Source organism: Planctomycetia bacterium (genome assembly GCA_016795155.1).
Lineage (GTDB): Bacteria > Planctomycetota > Planctomycetia > Gemmatales > HRBIN36 > JAEUIE01.
The window spans coordinates 24,867-40,661 of record JAEUIE010000042.1 but is presented as its reverse complement, the minus strand read 5'-3'; the positions used below and the strand labels follow the sequence as shown (position 1 = coordinate 40,661).

Genomic DNA, 15,795 nt, shown 5'->3' with positions numbered 1-15,795 from the left:
CCATCAGTTGGCTACATCAATTTCGACGCTTACGGGTTCGCTATGAACGACGCGATGACATCCACGAAGCGTTCATGCTACTCGGGTGCATCGTCATCTGCGGCTATTTCCTCTAATGTTCTTTTTGTTAGATGCTCTTAGAATCGATCCGCGGCATTCACAGTAAAACGTAGCCAAACGGTGTCGTTTCGGCGAAACGGGAGTTACACCAACCATGAAAACAACAGCTTTCCTCCTGACACTCCTCCTACCCGCCCTCGCCTCCGCACAGCAACAACCCACGACAGGCTACGCCCCGGTCAACGGGCTCAAAATGTACTACGAAGTCCACGGCAGTGGCGACCCAGTCGTACTGCTTCACGGCTCGTTCATGACCATCACCAACAATTGGACAGGTTGGATCGGCGAACTCGCCAAGACTCGGAAGGTGATCGCCATCGAAATGCAGGGCCACGGCCGCACGGGGGACATCGACCGCGACATCAGCACGGCGAACCTGGCTGACGATGTGGCAACCCTGCTCGATCATCTCAAGATCGCCAAGGCGGACATCCTCGGCTACAGCATGGGTGGTGGCGTGGCGATGCAGTGTGCGATCCGCCATCCGGACAAGGTGCGGAAGGTGGTCGTCATCTCGTCCTACTTCCGTCGCGACGGCGTGGTCAAGGAAGGGCAAGAGGCGTTAGCGAAACTCACAGCGGAACTCTTCATCGGCTCGCCCCTCGAAACCGAATACAAGAAGCTGAGCCCGACGCCGGACGCCTTTCCGACGTTCATCAAACGGATGGTCGCCTCAGCTTCCAAAGGGGACAGCATCACTGCCGACAAGCTGAAGGCCACCACGGCACCGATGTTCTTCATCCACGGCGACGCCGACGGCATCCGACTCGAACACGTTGGGGAGATGTACCGCCTCAAGGGTGGCGAAATCCACGGCGACATCAAGCCTCGCCCCGCATCGCGGTTGGCCATCGTGCCCGATGCCACCCATGTCACGCTGATGCAAAAGATGCCCATCATCGTGCCGATGGTGAACGACTTTCTCAACGCCAAGCCGTAAGGCGAAAGAAGCCTGGGCCAACTGATCAAATCAGAATTGGAGAGTAGAACAGTTGAGCAGTAGACAGCAGTGGAGCATGAGTTCTACTACTGCACTACTGCTCTATTGGCGAAGCCAATCGGGCTGGCGGGATTTGAACCCGCGACCTCTTGGTCCCGAACCAAGCGCGCTAGCCAAACTGCGCTACAGCCCGGTCAATGCTACATCCTAACGGCTGCAGGTTCGCGGTCAACTATTTATTGGTATGGCGATTGAGATATGAAATTCGAAGGCTGGCTAAATCGGTATGCCAAAAAAGTAATTCGCCTGAGTCGTTAGCCTGTCCGCCCCATCCGCTAACGACCCAGACGAATTATTAGGCGATGCCGAGTGTTACCTCGACACCTTTTTGACCAGTTCAAGCTGGGCACTCGCCCTGGTCAATCACCTGTTGATCTGGACGAACTCAACAGTTGTTCGGGTAGATATGAAAGATGGCTTGACTACTTGCTATGCCGCCCACACTCGAAACAGAGAAGTTGGTAGTCAAGCCATCCCTCATCTGTAAGCCTAGAGCGGGCTGCCTTGCGATTGTGACAGGTTACTTGAGAAATAATGCAGAAAATGTTGATTAATTTAGAAGGGTGTAGCTACTACTTGTTTGTGGGTAATAAGTTACGTCATGTTGATGGTAATAGTCTTTTTAGTTCAGAATCATACCCCCAAAGCAATTCCCAGGGATCAGTCGAGCAATTGTTATGAAGAAACACCACAAAATGAGACAGTGAACCAGGAATAAAGGGCTTGCTGACCAGGTTCAGCAAAGTGTTACCATTGAGTCTGCTTTTATCCCGTTTCCAGAGAAATCGACACTCATTCAGAACGCTTAGATCAGGATTGGAAGCCAGGCTGTCGGTTCCCAATGCTATCTTGACTCCGTCAGCGAACATGTCGAGATAGGGATGAGTGTCATGCCCAAAGTAGGCATGGGTGCGCGGGCAATAAACAACCGTAATGCCATTTCCCAACTTCTGCCATTGTTCACGATTCAGGTAGTTGCCATGAATGAGATATGCCTGATCGAAGCCGTTCAGGACGTCGATGACCTCATCAATAGACCGAAAGAGATTATCAGGTTGCCAGGCGTTGATGGATTGCAAGAACTCCTTAAATGGGCCTTGATGAGTTTCCAGTAATTGCAACTCTTCGCGGGTTTCTGCAACATGTATGGCAACAGGCACATGAGGATATTTGTCGCGCAGAGTTGTGAGCAGCCTGCGTGAAACCGAATATGGGGCGTGCGGGCTAAGTGCATGAATGATATTATCATGCCTGGAAGCGAGCCATGCATCGGCTTGTAGCAAGGCCTGATCCGTGCGTTCGTCAGTCAAGCCGATAAGTTCGAAATAGACTTGAGCCCGACAAGAAGCTTGTTGAAGAAGTGAAGCGCTGCGTCCGCCCACGCTGATATCGCCAAGATGCATAGTTCCCGATTGCAGGCTTTGGCTGATGCCTGCACGGATGGCTGCATCCCAATTTTCATGCTTGCTGGACATTCGATACGAAATGACCTGTTTCAGCCAGTCTGTGAATTGGGCAGGTGGTGCAAGTTGGTTGTGGAGTTCACCAAGATCAAGATGAGTATGGGCATTGATCAGGCCAGGAATAATGAGTGACTGACCAAAATCAACATCGATGTGTTCATGATTCCAGGGAGCGATACGAACTATTCGATCACCTTCCACCTCAACAACACCATGTCGAATAGGTTCACTTAACCCTGTGAAGACCCAGTCTGCTCGGTAGATGGTCATGGGTCATTTCCTGGCAAAGCGATTACCAGGTAATCGCCGAATATGCCCTGATAGTTCCATCATGAGGAGGGAACTGTTGATATCGGAAATGCCGAGCGAGGTTTGTGCAACCAGTTCATCTACCAGGGCACTTTCGCTTCCCATCGCATTCCAAAGCTGCAACTGTATGGAGGAAAGATTAGCTGGCGGATCATCAGGTTTCTTCTTGGTCACTGTTTCAGTTTGTGATGAAGCAGCAGTCTCGATGGTGTCATCCTCAATGGCAGGCAATGCATTCAATGCTTCCAGGACATCATCTACGGAACGAATCAAAGTGGCACCCTGGCGGATGAGTTGATGAGGGCCTTCACTGGCTTCGCTGTCGATGAGGCCCGGTACAGCCAGTACTTCGCGGCCTTGCTCTCCAGCCAGTCGCGCCGTTATCAATGCTCCGCTCCGAGTGGCTGCTTCCACAATAATTACCGCCCGGCTCAAGCCACTGATGATACGATTGCGGCGTGGGAACAAGTCGGGCATGGGAGACATTCCCATCGGCATTTCGCTGATAAGAACTCCACGCTCGATAACACGCTCAGCCAGGTCTTTATGTTCCGGAGGATAGATTTTAGCCAGGCCACCTGCCAGGACGGCAACGGTTCGTCCGCCCGCTTCCAAGGCTGCGGTGTGGGCAATTCCATCAATACCTCGGGCTAATCCACTGACAATCGTCCATCCTGCCTTTGCTAATCCTGTGGCGAGCCTGGTGGCAATTCGTTTTCCGTAGGCGGTACAGTGGCGCGATCCCACGATTGCTACCGATTGGCTATCCGCTGCAGTGAACGCACCACGACAAAACAGAAAGAACGGAGCAGTAGGAATACTTTTTAACAACGCAGGATAATCAGGATGATCCAGATGCAGAAGTGTTGCGTGGTGCTGTTTAACCAGATTCAATTCCTTCTGAATATCTATTCTGGAAATAGCTGAGGTAAGTTGTTCAGCAGTTTTCTGGCCAATGTGAGTAACAGTCATCAATTCATCGGTAGGTGTTTGCAGGATATATTGAGCTGTCTTGAAACGATCAAGCAGTGCAGCCAGTGTCTTAGGGCCAAGACCTGGCAGCAGGTGCAGTTTCAATCGGGCCAGGGTTTCCTCATCCCAGTTCATGGGGGCCTGCCAATCTGGTTGCCAACACTTCCCTGACGAGGCCTTCATCAACCTCCACTCCAGATTCTACCTTCCCGATCCATCTGGGCAGCACCAGCCGTAATTGACCATGTATATTTTTCTTATCATGTTTCATGGTCGATAATAACGAATCAACAGACCAGTTGTTCTGCAATCTGATCGGCAGGTGCATACTCTGAAGAAGGGGTATCAGGCACTCATCTATTTCTCGCTCTGAAAACCAGTTCATGCGAACAGCAGTTCTGCAGGCTGCCACCATTCCGATTGCAACAGCTTCGCCATGAAGCAGTGTGCCATAGCCGGCAACGGTTTCGATTGCGTGGGCAAACGTGTGACCAAAATTCAAGATGGCACGTAAACCGTTTGTCTCATACTCATCTTCCTGAACTACCGTTGCCTTATGTCTGCAACTGGTTTCCACTATGTGCTCCACAATCGTGGTATTCCGCCAATCGGTACCAGCATGAGTCAGCCATCGGAAGAATGCTTCATCCATAATCATGCCATATTTCACGACTTCAGCCAACCCACTGCAAAACTCTCTATCAGGTAGTGTTTGCAGAAAAGGGAGGTGAATTACCACACCCATAGGCTGATGAAAGGCGCCGATCAGATTCTTGCCTTTTGGATGATTGATTCCAACTTTGCCGCCCACGCTGCTGTCCACCATAGCCAGCAGGGTAGTTGGTATCATGAGAAGTCGAATGCCACGATTGAAAGTAGCAGCTGCGAACCCAGCCAAGTCGCCGATTACACCACCACCAACTGCTGCAACGATCGTTTGGCGATCTGCTTTGAATTCGACCAATTCATCGTACAGGCGGGAAAGCGTCGCGAGACATTTCTGATCTTCCCCGGCAGGCAGGCAAACAAGTCTCGTGATGACGCCATTTTTTTCAAGCAACGATGCAACCAGTTGTGCATGAACCTTGGAATTCTGATCGGTGATTAAGCAAACTTTTGCACTTCGCGAGCCTGCAGGGAAGTACTGGGCAAGATTTTCTTCCAGATTACATCCAATGTGTATGTTGTAACTGCGAGGTCCCAGATGAACGTGAACGATGGACATGATCGACCAGCAAAGTTGAAATTACCGGGAATCTTCCCGCCAGAGCCATTTCAGAGATTCAGGCATGATGGCAGCGCCGTGGGCCAGCGAATGTCCGCCTGTGCCAAATTCAAACCGATAATCGTATTTGGCGAATTTGAGAGCAGCAGCCATTTCCTGGTTGGCCAACGGCCAATTCCCTGCACGATTGTCCAGATCATTCAATCCGCCTTGCAGGAAAACTCGAATTGGCTTGGGTGATCCCTGGCTTTTCCGTATGAGGTCAGGGTAAAGATGTCCCTCACGAATGTTGGTAAAACTTCCTACGTGGCTGAGCACCTTTCGAAACAGATCAGGTCGTTCCCATGCAACGGTGAATGCACAAATCCCACCCGAACTGATTCCACAAATGGCCCGTTCTTCCGGCTTGGTTGTCAACTTAATCTCATACTCTTTTTCAACTTTGGGCAGCATTTCCTTTTCCAGGAAATCTGCATATTTAGCTGACAAGGTGTCGTACTCGAGGCTTCGCTGTGCATTGGTTTTAATTCGATCAGTAACTCGATTGCCATCATTATCAAGAGGAACACCGGGCATGATGAAAATGCCAACGATGGGCGGAAGTTCCTTGCGATGCATCAGATTGTCAAAGACATTGGTGATACGGACGGGGCCGTTGGGATTGGCGTAATTGTTTCCGTCCTGAAACACCATGACACGGTGCGGTTTGCTCTTGTCAGCATTAGCAGGAATATACACCCAGTAATCGCGATCCGTGGGCTTGAAGATATTGCTGCGGTAAGTTTTCTTTTCGCTAAGCGAGCCATGAGGAACATCGCTTTTACGCTGAGAATCCTGTCCCAGTTGATAGATAGAATCAACGGATGGCCGCGGTAGTGCAGACTGTTTCTTCTCTTGTGCATTGCCCAGCAAAGCAATGGTTGCAAGAACAACAAAACTGAGAAAGAGAGACAGTAGATATCGTTTTGCCATAACTCTGTACCCGTGATGGTGAATCCAGATGAATCAGTTTTTCCGCATGACTCTGACTTTGTAGCCTAGTTTGATGCTGAGTGCCAGCATTTCTTCGAAGATGTCGCCATAGGCAACTGCAATATGGTTGGACATGTAGTGGGCCATTAAGGTTTCGGTTGAACAATGCAGGTCAGCAGCCATGAAGGGCCATTGGCGGGTCGTTCCCTTCCACCATTGTTCACGCACTTTTTCAGGCAGTTCAACACTTTCTCCCGTCCCAACGTCCATCCAGGGTTCATTGCCACGAAGGTAGGCCCTGGCCCAGGTCAGTTTGCCAGGCAGACTGGCACCTGCAAATGTTCCGCCAGGAAATGGGAAATAGCCAGCAGGTTGCCTGTAGCTGTGTACGCCTTCCAGTGAATCTGGATCATGGTTAAACGCATAGGCTCCACAACTGCCTGAGTTCAGCAAAATCCACAGGAACCTGCCTGCATGAGTTGCTCCCCAGCGGACATCATGGAACATGACGGCATCATGCAGCCCTTTCTGCTGAAGTAGCCGTTTCATCATTTCCATAGGTAGCAGGTTGCCTTGGTCTGCCTCGGTACTGGTAATGAGGGGATGGCCATCCGATTCCGGGCGGCATGCCGAGTTCATCAGCCCTTCGCAGAAATCGCTGGGTGGCAGGGAGTAGAGCAATCCTAACTGATATTGCCAGCCAACACAGTCTGCTTCAAATTCTTCTACCAGATCCAAAACTGCCAGGTACATGCGGAGTTGTTGTCTCGTGGCATCTTCCGTGAAATCTTCTGCATCCTTTTCCCGCCAGTGGAATTGAACCCCCTTGTTCCTGACAAATTTGAACGCTTGTTCAACGCGATCATCTTGTACCGACTTCATTCGCACACTGATCCACGATTGATCTACTTTGTGCTCAGCGAATCCGAGCTTGGCGAGGATACGTGGGCCGAAATAACCATTGATCATTCCCATGGAAGTATCGCCCAGCATCAGGGCGAGAATCCGTTTCTTTTGAATCTGCTGATATACCCGATCAGCTAATGCTGTCGCATTCTGAGAAATCGGAGCGATATGGTGTAATTCACTGGTGGAGTATTGAATCTGTCCCGTACTGCACCATTCATCGAGTCGTTCCATAAACAGCTTGTCCTTGGTCCAGTCTTTTTGACTGGTCCAGATGCGGCTATGCGGTCGGCTGATACTTTCCAGGCAGGCTGATGTATTGAGCAAGGCAACCAGGCCAGGCCAGGTGCCTGAGAAATTGCTGGCCAGTAGTAGTGGATTGTTTTTGCCTGCAACACCATCGCAAGTGTGTGGGCCATAGGTCCAATGCACGAACGTACCAATCATCGGGTCGTCAATAGGCCCTAACCTGGTAATCGACTCTGATGGCTTGGTGAGAAATCCCTTTACCAGATACGGTTTACGTCCCAATTTTTTCAGTGCGGCTGTGAGTTGTTCAGTGATGGCTGTTATCTGTGAAAGCGCCCATTGATTGGGGGTTGGGCGATAATCACCAGGCCAGAAAATTGCTACACGACGCATGGAAATTGGCTCTCAACTTGAGATTTGTAAAGAGCATCACTTTATCTGCTGAATTGATTGATTCCAAGCATCTTTTTGTTATATTCTGAAAACGAAAAGAAATTGCTTTACCACAATAGATGGCACTTGCAATTATCACCAAGTTGTGGGAACTTACATGATTGAAGAAACGATGAAGTTGCAGTAGATTGCGTTCATCAGCGATTAGTGCGTCTGGGAGTTAACGTACTTATGAAATTCAGCCTAATCGTGGTAACTGGAACAACTGCGGGTAAGGAAATTCCGATCAGGTTACCTGAGTTTACGGTTGGTCGAGACCCTGGTTGTCATCTGCGACCAGCCAGCCCCATGATCAGTAAGAAGCATTGTTCATTTATTCTGCAGGGTGAACAGGTATTGTTCAGGGATTACGGGAGTACCAACGGTTCGTTCGTGAATGATCAGAAAGTGGAAGGCGAGACTTTTCTTCGAGATGGCGATGTAGTCAAGTTTGGTCCATTGACATTCAAGATCAAACTGCAGGCAACTGCAGTGATGGCTGCTGCACCTACCATTGTGCCTTCAGCGGAAAAGACGGTGATTGAGAGTTCGAGTGGAAAAGCCATGGCGAGCTCAGTTCAGAAAACGAAAAAGGCAAGTGCCGCAGAAGATGACATTGCTGAAATGCTTTTTAATTTTGCAGATGCTCCCAGTGGTTCAATCCCTTCCGATTCGATTCCTATGGGAAGCACGGTTGCTGGGCTTTCACTTGATCCAACAACCGCAGAAGATCAGCCAGCATTGACAGATGAGCAGAGGAGGACGAATGAGAGAAAGAAATCAGACGCAGCCAAGAGTGTTTCAAACTCAGCGAACACTTCAACCGCAGCGCAGGCCATTCTGGAAAAATACATGCGTCGGCCTCGGTAGGTTCCCTACTTTGCAAATGAACCCCGAATTGCATTCGGGGTTTTTTTGGTTTACAGGTTCAATAACTGAACGATGAAACATTCAAGCATTCCATTGCCAACGCAGTTATTAAGGAAGATTCGTCGAGCATTACTCAACTGGTATCAAATCAATCGACGACAACTTCCCTGGCGAGATACGCGCTCACCCTACGCCATCTGGGTCAGCGAGATCATGCTGCAGCAAACGCAGGTGACTACTGTCATTCCCTTCTTTCAACGGTTTATGCAACGGTTCCCCACAGTTTTTGCTTTGGCTGAGGCAAGTGAACAGGAAGTGCTGAAGTATTGGGAAGGGATGGGCTATTATCGGCGGGCCAGGCATTTGCATCAGGCTGCATGCATCATCGTTGAAAAACATGATGGAATAATTCCGCAGAATGAAGAAGAGTTGTCTACTTTGCCTGGTTTTGGTCGTTACACCGTCAATGCTGTACTAAGTCAGGCATTTGACAAACGATTACCCATCGTTGATGCCAATGTTGCCCGTGTGATCTGTCGTTTATTTACCTGGAAGAAGATTTTACAAAGCAAGGAAACACAAAGCTGGCTTTGGTCAACAGCTGAGGCAATACTGCCGCAAATTCATGTTGGTGATTTTAACCAGGCATGGATGGAATTAGGGCAGACAATATGTACGACGGGTAGACCAAGCTGTCTTTTATGCCCACTGAAGTTCTATTGTCAAGGTCGCGAGTTTGCCAATCAGTTGCCAGTCCGAAACGAAAAGCCGTTAATCAGTAGTGAGTATCAGAGAGCATTAATCGTCACCAAAGGTAAACAGTTACTATTGGCACAACGACCAACTCATTCCAGTCGTTGGGCGAACATGTGGGAATTCCCTACTCAGATCATGGACTCAACAGATCACAGTCTTAGTAAAGTGAATAAGCAATGCCAGAAGCTAACTGGATACAGTGTCGAGAAGCCAATGTTGTTCAACACGATTCAGTACAGTATTACACGATATCGGGTAACACTGAATGTCGTCAAAGCCTTATGGAAAAGCGGTAAAAGTCATCAAAGGGAGTATCAACAGTTGAAGTGGATCTTGCCTGAGCAACTTCATGAATATCCATTAAGTGTGCCTCAACGCCGCATTGCTAAACTGGTATTGGGTAAGGAATGACTTTCCCCTGTATGATGCTGCGTGTGTGTTTCCAGTTACCCTGTAAATCTTGAACAAGGAATACCAAATCTGCTGGTTGGTCAACTTCAAGGGAAGGGACAGGAAGATTCAATAACCTTCGTGGATGGTCGCATGCCAATGGATGTACATGGTGAAATGGATGTTGCATGTTATGCATGTATTTCTCGACACATGCTGCAGTAAAATCCCATGAACCAGCCAGTACGCCTTGTTCAGTTAGTACGATTTTCCTGTCAGGAGTAATCTGGAGAGAACTATCCCATAATGAATAAACCCCAGCAGGCAATCCAGCCAGCGGACTGGCATCACACGTGATGATCAGTTTCTCAAGTTGTTTGGATCGTTCGAAGCATTTCACCACGTTCCAAGGCAGATGGTGTCCATCTGTTATTAAACTTGCATGCAATGAATCGCAGGCAAGTTGCTCCCAGAGGATATTCTCATGCCTGGGCAACATTCTTGCACATCCGTTGCCAAGGTGTGTGCTTAATCGGGCACCAGCATGAACAGCATCGCGGATGGCTGTAACTGGGCCAGCACTGTGACCGATGGAAACAATGATGTTCTGCTTAACCAGTTTTTCAATCAAAGACAAGGCACCTGCGACTTCGGGTGCTAGAGTTACCAGTTTGATGCGACCATCAGCGGCATCCTGCCAGCGTTGAAATAATTCCCAGTTAGCCTGTTGGACATGATTTCGCGGATGAGCTCCGCGAGGGCCGTCCTCAGCAGAAATAAATGGACCTTCCAGGTGAAAACAAGGCATCGCACGAGCCAGGCTACGGCTGGTATCTACAGCATTTCGAAGTTCGCTCAAAGATGCAGCTATGGTTTCATCACTGGCAGTGAGGACTGTTGGGCAAAAGGCAGATACGCCGTGTGCGCGAAGTGTCGCTGCCACCAATTCGACAGATTCCATTGTCAGGGAAGCATCAGTAAAACTGATGCCCCGGGCCCCATTGATCTGTAAATCAAAGTAAGCTGGTGCGACAATCTCGTTCACTGTCATTTCTGGTTTCGGGATGACAGCTGTGATGACATCGTTTTCAATATGAATCTCAATGGCATCAAGAGTTTGGTAATGGCGAGCGTGCAGAATCATGTCTGACTTTCATGGTGATAATGTTGCTGAATGATAGACTGACAGTGTGTTTCCCTGCAAGAGCCAACTGCCTGAGGATACGTCATGAACCGACAGAATTTCTCAACAGGTACTCCCTGGGAGCCAGTGGTAGGGTACAGCAGAACAGTTAGAGTTGGTTTACAGGTATTTGTCAGTGGAACGACAGCAACTGGTCCAAAAGGCGAAATCATTGGTGCCGGTGATCCGTACTTGCAAACCAAGCAGGTGCTATTGAATCTTGAAAAAGCATTGGCCTTGGCAGGTGCAACCTTAAAGGATGTTGTACGTACGCGAATGTTTGTTACGGATATCCATCAGTGGGAAGCCATTGGCAGGGCACATGGTGAAATATTTGCTACGATCCGTCCGGTAACCAGCATGATCGAAGTCAGCAGATTGATCGATCCGGCTATGCTTGTAGAAATCGAAGCAGATGCTATCGTTTCAAGCGAATAAAATCACGCTATTATTGGAATGTTCTGATTCGACGTTGAAAAATGAAGTAAACGGATCATAATTTTTCACTATCTTGCCTAAGGTCTCTACCTAAGCCTTACATTCGACATATTTTACAACAACCGCTTGTTTTTTGTCAAAACAGACCACACAATTGTTTCTACCTTGGAACTCTGGTTCCTCACGACGAGGGTGTTGTGAACGCGATGTCAACGCAGCCGAGTAGCAGTAGCGAAGCATTCTTGACTTTGCTTCGAAAAAGCCAGTTGATTGAAGAATCAAAACTGGATGAAGCCATTTCGTCGCTGGATGATCCAGAGAATGCTGATCCCAAAGATGTTGCTCAGGCTTTCATCAACATGGGATTGCTGACTCGTTTCCAAGTTCGTCTGCTGCTGCAAGGCAAATGGCGCGGGTTCTTTATTGCAGGTAAGTATCGCCTGCTCGATATGATTGGCGAAGGCGGCATGGGTAAGGTGTATCTCTGCGAACACCGCCGCATGCAGCGCATGGTAGCTATCAAGGTTTTGCCTGTTCGACTAGCTAATGACGAAGCAGCCCGTGAACGATTCGATCGCGAAGCACGGGCCATTGCCACACTCAATCATCCAAACATTGTGCAGGCATATGACATCGATTCCCACGAGGGAATGCACTATATCGTCATGGAATTTGTGGATGGCGTGAGCTTGCAGGCACTAGTAGCACTACGGGGCGCATTGCCTGTTTCCCGTGCAGTCAATTACCTGGCACAGGCGGCAGAAGGTTTACAGCATGGCCACGAGATGGGTCTGGTGCACCGGGACATCAAGCCAGCCAACCTGCTTCTGGCCAGGGACGGCACAATCAAAGTTCTCGACTACGGCCTGGCCCGATTCTTTGACAATCGAGGTGATGACTTTACCCGTCGTCACGAGGGTAACTCGATTATCGGGACTGCTGATTATCTTGCTCCTGAACAGGCCATTGATTGCAGTGATGTTGATGTGCGAGCTGATTTGTATGCGCTAGGCTGTACAGCCTACTACTTGTTTACCGGGCAGCCCCCGTATGGACGGGAAATTCCTACACATACCAAGTTGTTGATGCATCAATCGAAAGATCCTGTTCCTCTCCGGGAACTGCGTCCTGATCTTGATCCAGCCTTGTGTGATGTTTTCAGAAAACTGATGCATAAGGATCCCAAGCAAAGGTTCCAGCAACCCAAGGAAGTGGTTGATGCGCTACAGCCCTGGCTTAATCAGCCCGTGCCTCCTCCTGCTGATGATGAGATTCCACTGCGGGATGCACTCACGATCAACAAAGCCATGGCTGGGAATTCCACTGCCAAAATTGGCACCAGTTCTTCGGTAGCCACCAAGACACGTGGCAAATCTGTCACCATCATGGTGGATAAGACAAAAGAACACAGTCCGTTGCAGGCGAAGAAACAATTACCACCATGGATATGGGCAGGTGTAGGCGGAATTGGCGCTTGTCTTGTGTTTTTACTGTGGCCGAACGGGAAATCTGAACCAGTATCATCAGTGGTGATCAACAATTCTCCACCACCAGTTCATCGTACCAGCCGTCAACTGGACGAACCAGCCATGCAGATTGGCAAGGGCAGCACCATTGCACCAAGTGGCATTTTGCGGGGCAGACTTGAACTGGAGGCCGACGCAACACTTGCTCCAAAAGGAATTCTGACCCTGGAGCGTGGCATGAAGCTGGCACAGAATGCTACGCTGATGATGGAACCTGATTCAATGATCCTTATCAGAGATGGTTCATTTGAATTGGCTGGTGCACAGTTGAAATTCAGTTTAAATAAAGAACCGAAGAATCAGTTTGTCTGTCTGATCAGAAATGACACAGGACAATCTGTTCAGGGCAGCTTTGCGAAAGCGACACAAAGCCAAACGATTCAGAGCACTGATGGGCGATGGCAAGCCAAGATCAGTTACGAAGGTGATACCAGCAGAAAGAGTCCAACCGGAGGCAGGGACGTAGTTCTCTATCAGGTTGAGCGGTTGAATTGAGCTTTCCACTTTCCTGCTATTTCGGTAATGTCGTTGATGGTTAATCCAACTGCGGCAGGGAAGCCGATGCGTTTCAGATTAATACCTTGGCGCTGGCTGTTCAGTATTGTCTTGCTCGTCGTAGTTATTGGCAGCATCAGTGGTTATGCCGTCTACAAAAATTGCAGCTATCGAAATCTGCATACAGTTAAAGCTGGGGTCATGTATCGTTCCGGGCAGCTTTCTCCGAGGGCTTTGGAACGGGTCATCTATGAGTACAATATTGGTACAGTAGTAAATCTGCGCGGTTCAACTGCAGTACATCCAGGGAAGAGTGTAGATCAAGAAGAACATCTCTGTTTCAAGAATTTTACTCAGTTTGTTGCAATTCCATTGGGGTCTTCGGAACACCGGAAACCAGTTTCACCTGGCGATGCTTATGAGTTAATCGATCAAGCGGTACAGCAGTTTCTTGATGTTTTGAATGACCCAGTAAATTATCCTCGTCCCATCTTAGTCCACTGTCTGGCAGGTGTGCATCGGACGGGAGTCATGATTGCCTTGTATCGAATGGAACACGAAGGTTGGAGCAAGGAACAAGCACTCGCAGGGATGCATGAATGTGGCTATACTGATACTACACAATACGATCCTCTACTCGAGTACATTCGATCCTGGACTTTGAAACGAAAAGCGAGCCGCTAACCCTGAATTACTTTCAAACGTCCAGGTAACAGTTTGACTATGCATTCCGTTGCTCCACGTTCCGGATAAGCCAGCATTTCGCCATCCGCATGAACAGGTACTGGCTTGTTGCTATGCAACGTAATACCTGTGGTTCTACGTTCCTGAATGGCAGCGCAGCCTTGTCGGGTGGATTTCCAGATCAGCCTTGGAAGCACTAGTATGGCACCGAGACGCGATAGTTGAGTAACATACACCATGTCAAACCATCCATCATCGAGTTCAGCATAAGGTGCCACCAGAAAACCACCTCCTTCAGCTTTGCCAATGGCTAAAACCATATAAAGCATGAAAATATCCCATTGATGATTGCCTTCGGTTATATGTACTTCCACTTGTTCGTAGTGTTTCCAAATAGTCTTCAAAGAAGCCCACCCATACAAAGGTACACCGTGCAACCATCTGATTTTCTTTGCTTCAGAGGTAATTGCGCCTCCCAGTCCAATACCCAGCGTGTTACAAAAATATCTTTGTTGTTTTCCATCAATCATCACTTCACCAATATCTACAGGACGGGACTGATTGGCCTTCAGAATCTCGACCATCCCGTTCACCTCAAGAGGTATTTTCAGATTTCTGGCATAATCATTGCCGGATCCTAAAGGTAATACACCAAAAGTAACCTCACTTCGCTGTGAACAAACGATGCCATTCATGACCTCATGAACCGTTCCGTCACCACCTGCAGCCACGACGATGGAGTAGCCTGACTCGGCTGCTTGCTGTGCCAGTTCGGTACCATGACCTGCATACCGTGTTGGATGAAAAACTGCATCCTGCCCTAGTAACTTCTGGATTCGCTGCCAGCGATGATGAGTGTCTAACCGACCAGCCTTCGGATTGTAGATAATGCAGAAACGAGGTTTTCCAGACATACGGAAACTCAATTGACAGGCTGGCCAAGGCCAAGTACAAGTGGGTTCACGTTATCAGATTGGTTGGCAAATGACAGTCTCTCTTCACAATTCTGATTATCGAGTGGTATTGCCCATCTACCGTGGCCCGCTCGATCTGCTCTTGTTCCTGGTGAAAAAACACGAAGTCGATATCCTGGACATCCCTATTGCGACCATCACCCGTTCTTTTCTGCAATATCTCGAAGTAATCCAGAGTATTAACCTGGAGGATGTGGGAGATTTTCTGGTGATGGCCAGCACACTCATGGAAATCAAAAGCAGATTATTGTTGCCGGGAAGCAACGAGTATTCCGAAGATGAAGCAGAATCTGCTGGGAAAACAGATCCTCGCGCAGAACTGGTGAAACAACTGGTTGCCTATCGACGCTTTCGTGAGGCCAGTGAGCAGTTGGAACGACTTGAAGCTCATCAAGCTTCGTATTGGCCTCGAGGCAGTTACGAAAAGCCACACCAGGAACTTGAGCCTTCACAACAACCCGTGCAACAGGTGGAATTATGGGATCTGGTTAGTGCATTTGATCGTTTATTAAGAGCAACGTTATCACATCAACAGAACGCCATTGCAGTAGATGAAACGCCCTTACATGTTCGAATGGATGAAATGCTGGATCACCTGCGCTCGACTAATGAAGCAATAGAATTTGAAAATCTATTTACTTATCCACACACACGTCCACGCCTGATCAGCCTGTTTCTCGCATTACTGGAACTGATCAAAATGCGTCGAGTAGCAGTTGAACAGGTTGAACCATTCGGTTCCATCAAGGTAAGATTGATCGAAGAATCAGTGCTTGCAGCCTGACGATACTATTGAATCCGATGGTTTCCTTCAAAATTAATGCTGACATC

At 48.7% G+C, this 15,795-nt stretch carries 15 protein-coding genes and 1 tRNA gene; 8 read left to right on the top strand and 8 right to left on the bottom strand.

From position 1 onward, the window contains the following. The coding region (locus JNJ77_14705; protein MBL8823836.1) for an IS5/IS1182 family transposase at nt 1-116 on the top strand (116 nt) is incomplete at its 5' end. Nucleotides 117-214: 98 nt separating this feature from the next. After that, nucleotides 215-1,060 (top strand): alpha/beta hydrolase, encoded by an 846-nt coding sequence (locus tag JNJ77_14700; protein MBL8823835.1) that lies wholly within the window; start codon nt 215-217, stop codon nt 1,058-1,060. Nucleotides 1,061-1,178: 118 nt separating this feature from the next. Here JNJ77_14700 and JNJ77_14695 read toward each other — a convergent pair. The 6 genes from JNJ77_14695 to JNJ77_14670 all read right to left on the bottom strand — a co-directional run bounded on the left by JNJ77_14695 (nt 1,179) and on the right by JNJ77_14670 (nt 7,609). Then, nucleotides 1,179-1,253, bottom strand: a tRNA-Pro gene (locus JNJ77_14695). Between the two features lie 466 nt (nt 1,254-1,719). Further along, nucleotides 1,720-2,853 carry an amidohydrolase family protein gene (locus JNJ77_14690; GenBank protein MBL8823834.1) on the bottom strand — a complete coding sequence of 378 codons (1,134 nt, stop codon included), beginning with the start codon at nt 2,851-2,853 and terminating at the stop codon, nt 1,720-1,722. Between the two features lie 3 nt (nt 2,854-2,856). Next, the gene (gene dprA / locus JNJ77_14685) at nt 2,857-3,999 is read right to left on the bottom strand and encodes a DNA-protecting protein DprA (GenBank protein ID MBL8823833.1); all 1,143 of its coding nucleotides are present in this window, start codon (nt 3,997-3,999) and stop codon (nt 2,857-2,859) included. Then, nucleotides 3,986-5,083: a 3-dehydroquinate synthase gene (aroB, locus tag JNJ77_14680; protein ID MBL8823832.1), complete on the bottom strand. Its 1,098-nt coding sequence runs from the start codon at nt 5,081-5,083 to the stop codon at nt 3,986-3,988. Before aroB ends, dprA begins: the two co-directional genes overlap by 14 nt. A gap of 27 nt (nt 5,084-5,110) precedes the next feature. Further along, nucleotides 5,111-6,061, bottom strand: coding sequence for an esterase family protein (locus JNJ77_14675; protein ID MBL8823831.1), 951 nt, complete (start codon nt 6,059-6,061; stop codon nt 5,111-5,113). Nucleotides 6,062-6,094: 33 nt separating this feature from the next. Beyond that, a complete protein-coding gene (locus tag JNJ77_14670) occupies nt 6,095-7,609 on the bottom strand; it encodes a fucose isomerase (GenBank protein ID MBL8823830.1) in 1,515 nt (504 codons plus the stop codon). Between the two features lie 231 nt (nt 7,610-7,840). Here JNJ77_14670 and JNJ77_14665 point away from each other — a divergent pair, with 231 nt between their 5' ends. Next, entirely contained in the window at nt 7,841-8,518 is a 678-nt protein-coding gene (locus JNJ77_14665; protein ID MBL8823829.1) for an FHA domain-containing protein, read from the top strand. A gap of 72 nt (nt 8,519-8,590) precedes the next feature. Then, entirely contained in the window at nt 8,591-9,685 is a 1,095-nt protein-coding gene (gene mutY / locus JNJ77_14660; protein ID MBL8823828.1) for an A/G-specific adenine glycosylase, read from the top strand. Here the strand turns inward: mutY and JNJ77_14655 are convergent. After that, a complete protein-coding gene (locus tag JNJ77_14655; protein MBL8823827.1) occupies nt 9,660-10,808 on the bottom strand; it encodes an N-acetylglucosamine-6-phosphate deacetylase in 1,149 nt (382 codons plus the stop codon). The genes mutY and JNJ77_14655 overlap by 26 nt on opposite strands. Nucleotides 10,809-10,892: 84 nt before the next feature. Here JNJ77_14655 and JNJ77_14650 point away from each other — a divergent pair, with 84 nt between their 5' ends. The 3 genes from JNJ77_14650 to JNJ77_14640 all read left to right on the top strand — a co-directional run bounded on the left by JNJ77_14650 (nt 10,893) and on the right by JNJ77_14640 (nt 13,990). Continuing rightward, complete coding sequence (locus JNJ77_14650) at nt 10,893-11,285, top strand: RidA family protein (GenBank protein ID MBL8823826.1); 393 nt, start codon at nt 10,893-10,895, stop codon at nt 11,283-11,285. A gap of 206 nt (nt 11,286-11,491) precedes the next feature. Beyond that, nucleotides 11,492-13,306 (top strand): serine/threonine protein kinase, encoded by a 1,815-nt coding sequence (locus tag JNJ77_14645; GenBank protein MBL8823825.1) that lies wholly within the window; start codon nt 11,492-11,494, stop codon nt 13,304-13,306. Between the two features lie 66 nt (nt 13,307-13,372). Further along, on the top strand, nt 13,373-13,990 hold the full coding sequence (locus JNJ77_14640; GenBank protein MBL8823824.1) for a tyrosine-protein phosphatase: 618 nt from the start codon (nt 13,373-13,375) through the stop codon (nt 13,988-13,990). On the opposite strand, the gene JNJ77_14635 is transcribed toward JNJ77_14640, so the two are convergent. Beyond that, nucleotides 13,987-14,904, bottom strand: a complete 918-nt coding sequence (locus JNJ77_14635) for a diacylglycerol kinase family lipid kinase (GenBank protein ID MBL8823823.1) — start codon at nt 14,902-14,904, stop codon at nt 13,987-13,989. The two genes, JNJ77_14640 and JNJ77_14635, sit on opposite strands and share 4 nt — an antisense overlap. A gap of 70 nt (nt 14,905-14,974) precedes the next feature. Between JNJ77_14635 and JNJ77_14630 the strand changes: the two genes are divergently transcribed. Further along, a complete protein-coding gene (locus JNJ77_14630) occupies nt 14,975-15,748 on the top strand; it encodes a segregation/condensation protein A (GenBank protein MBL8823822.1) in 774 nt (257 codons plus the stop codon). Nucleotides 15,749-15,795: the final 47 nt, after the last annotated feature.

What these genes read in the sequence shown, in the direction of transcription:
- dprA (MBL8823833.1), bottom strand. Translation starts at nt 3,999, where the DNA reads ATGAACTGGGATGAGGAAACCCTGGCCCGATTGAAACTGCACCTGCTG.
- JNJ77_14645 (MBL8823825.1), top strand. Translation starts at nt 11,492, where the DNA reads ATGTCAACGCAGCCGAGTAGCAGTAGCGAAGCATTCTTGACTTTGCTT.
- JNJ77_14640 (MBL8823824.1), top strand. Translation starts at nt 13,373, where the DNA reads ATGCGTTTCAGATTAATACCTTGGCGCTGGCTGTTCAGTATTGTCTTG.
- JNJ77_14650 (MBL8823826.1), top strand. Translation starts at nt 10,893, where the DNA reads ATGAACCGACAGAATTTCTCAACAGGTACTCCCTGGGAGCCAGTGGTA.
- mutY (MBL8823828.1), top strand. Translation starts at nt 8,591, where the DNA reads ATGAAACATTCAAGCATTCCATTGCCAACGCAGTTATTAAGGAAGATT.
- JNJ77_14675 (MBL8823831.1), bottom strand. Translation starts at nt 6,061, where the DNA reads ATGGCAAAACGATATCTACTGTCTCTCTTTCTCAGTTTTGTTGTTCTT.
- JNJ77_14655 (MBL8823827.1), bottom strand. Translation starts at nt 10,808, where the DNA reads ATGATTCTGCACGCTCGCCATTACCAAACTCTTGATGCCATTGAGATT.
- JNJ77_14630 (MBL8823822.1), top strand. Translation starts at nt 14,975, where the DNA reads ATGACAGTCTCTCTTCACAATTCTGATTATCGAGTGGTATTGCCCATC.
- JNJ77_14690 (MBL8823834.1), bottom strand. Translation starts at nt 2,853, where the DNA reads ATGACCATCTACCGAGCAGACTGGGTCTTCACAGGGTTAAGTGAACCT.
- JNJ77_14635 (MBL8823823.1), bottom strand. Translation starts at nt 14,904, where the DNA reads ATGTCTGGAAAACCTCGTTTCTGCATTATCTACAATCCGAAGGCTGGT.
- JNJ77_14670 (MBL8823830.1), bottom strand. Translation starts at nt 7,609, where the DNA reads ATGCGTCGTGTAGCAATTTTCTGGCCTGGTGATTATCGCCCAACCCCC.
- JNJ77_14700 (MBL8823835.1), top strand. Translation starts at nt 215, where the DNA reads ATGAAAACAACAGCTTTCCTCCTGACACTCCTCCTACCCGCCCTCGCC.
- JNJ77_14665 (MBL8823829.1), top strand. Translation starts at nt 7,841, where the DNA reads ATGAAATTCAGCCTAATCGTGGTAACTGGAACAACTGCGGGTAAGGAA.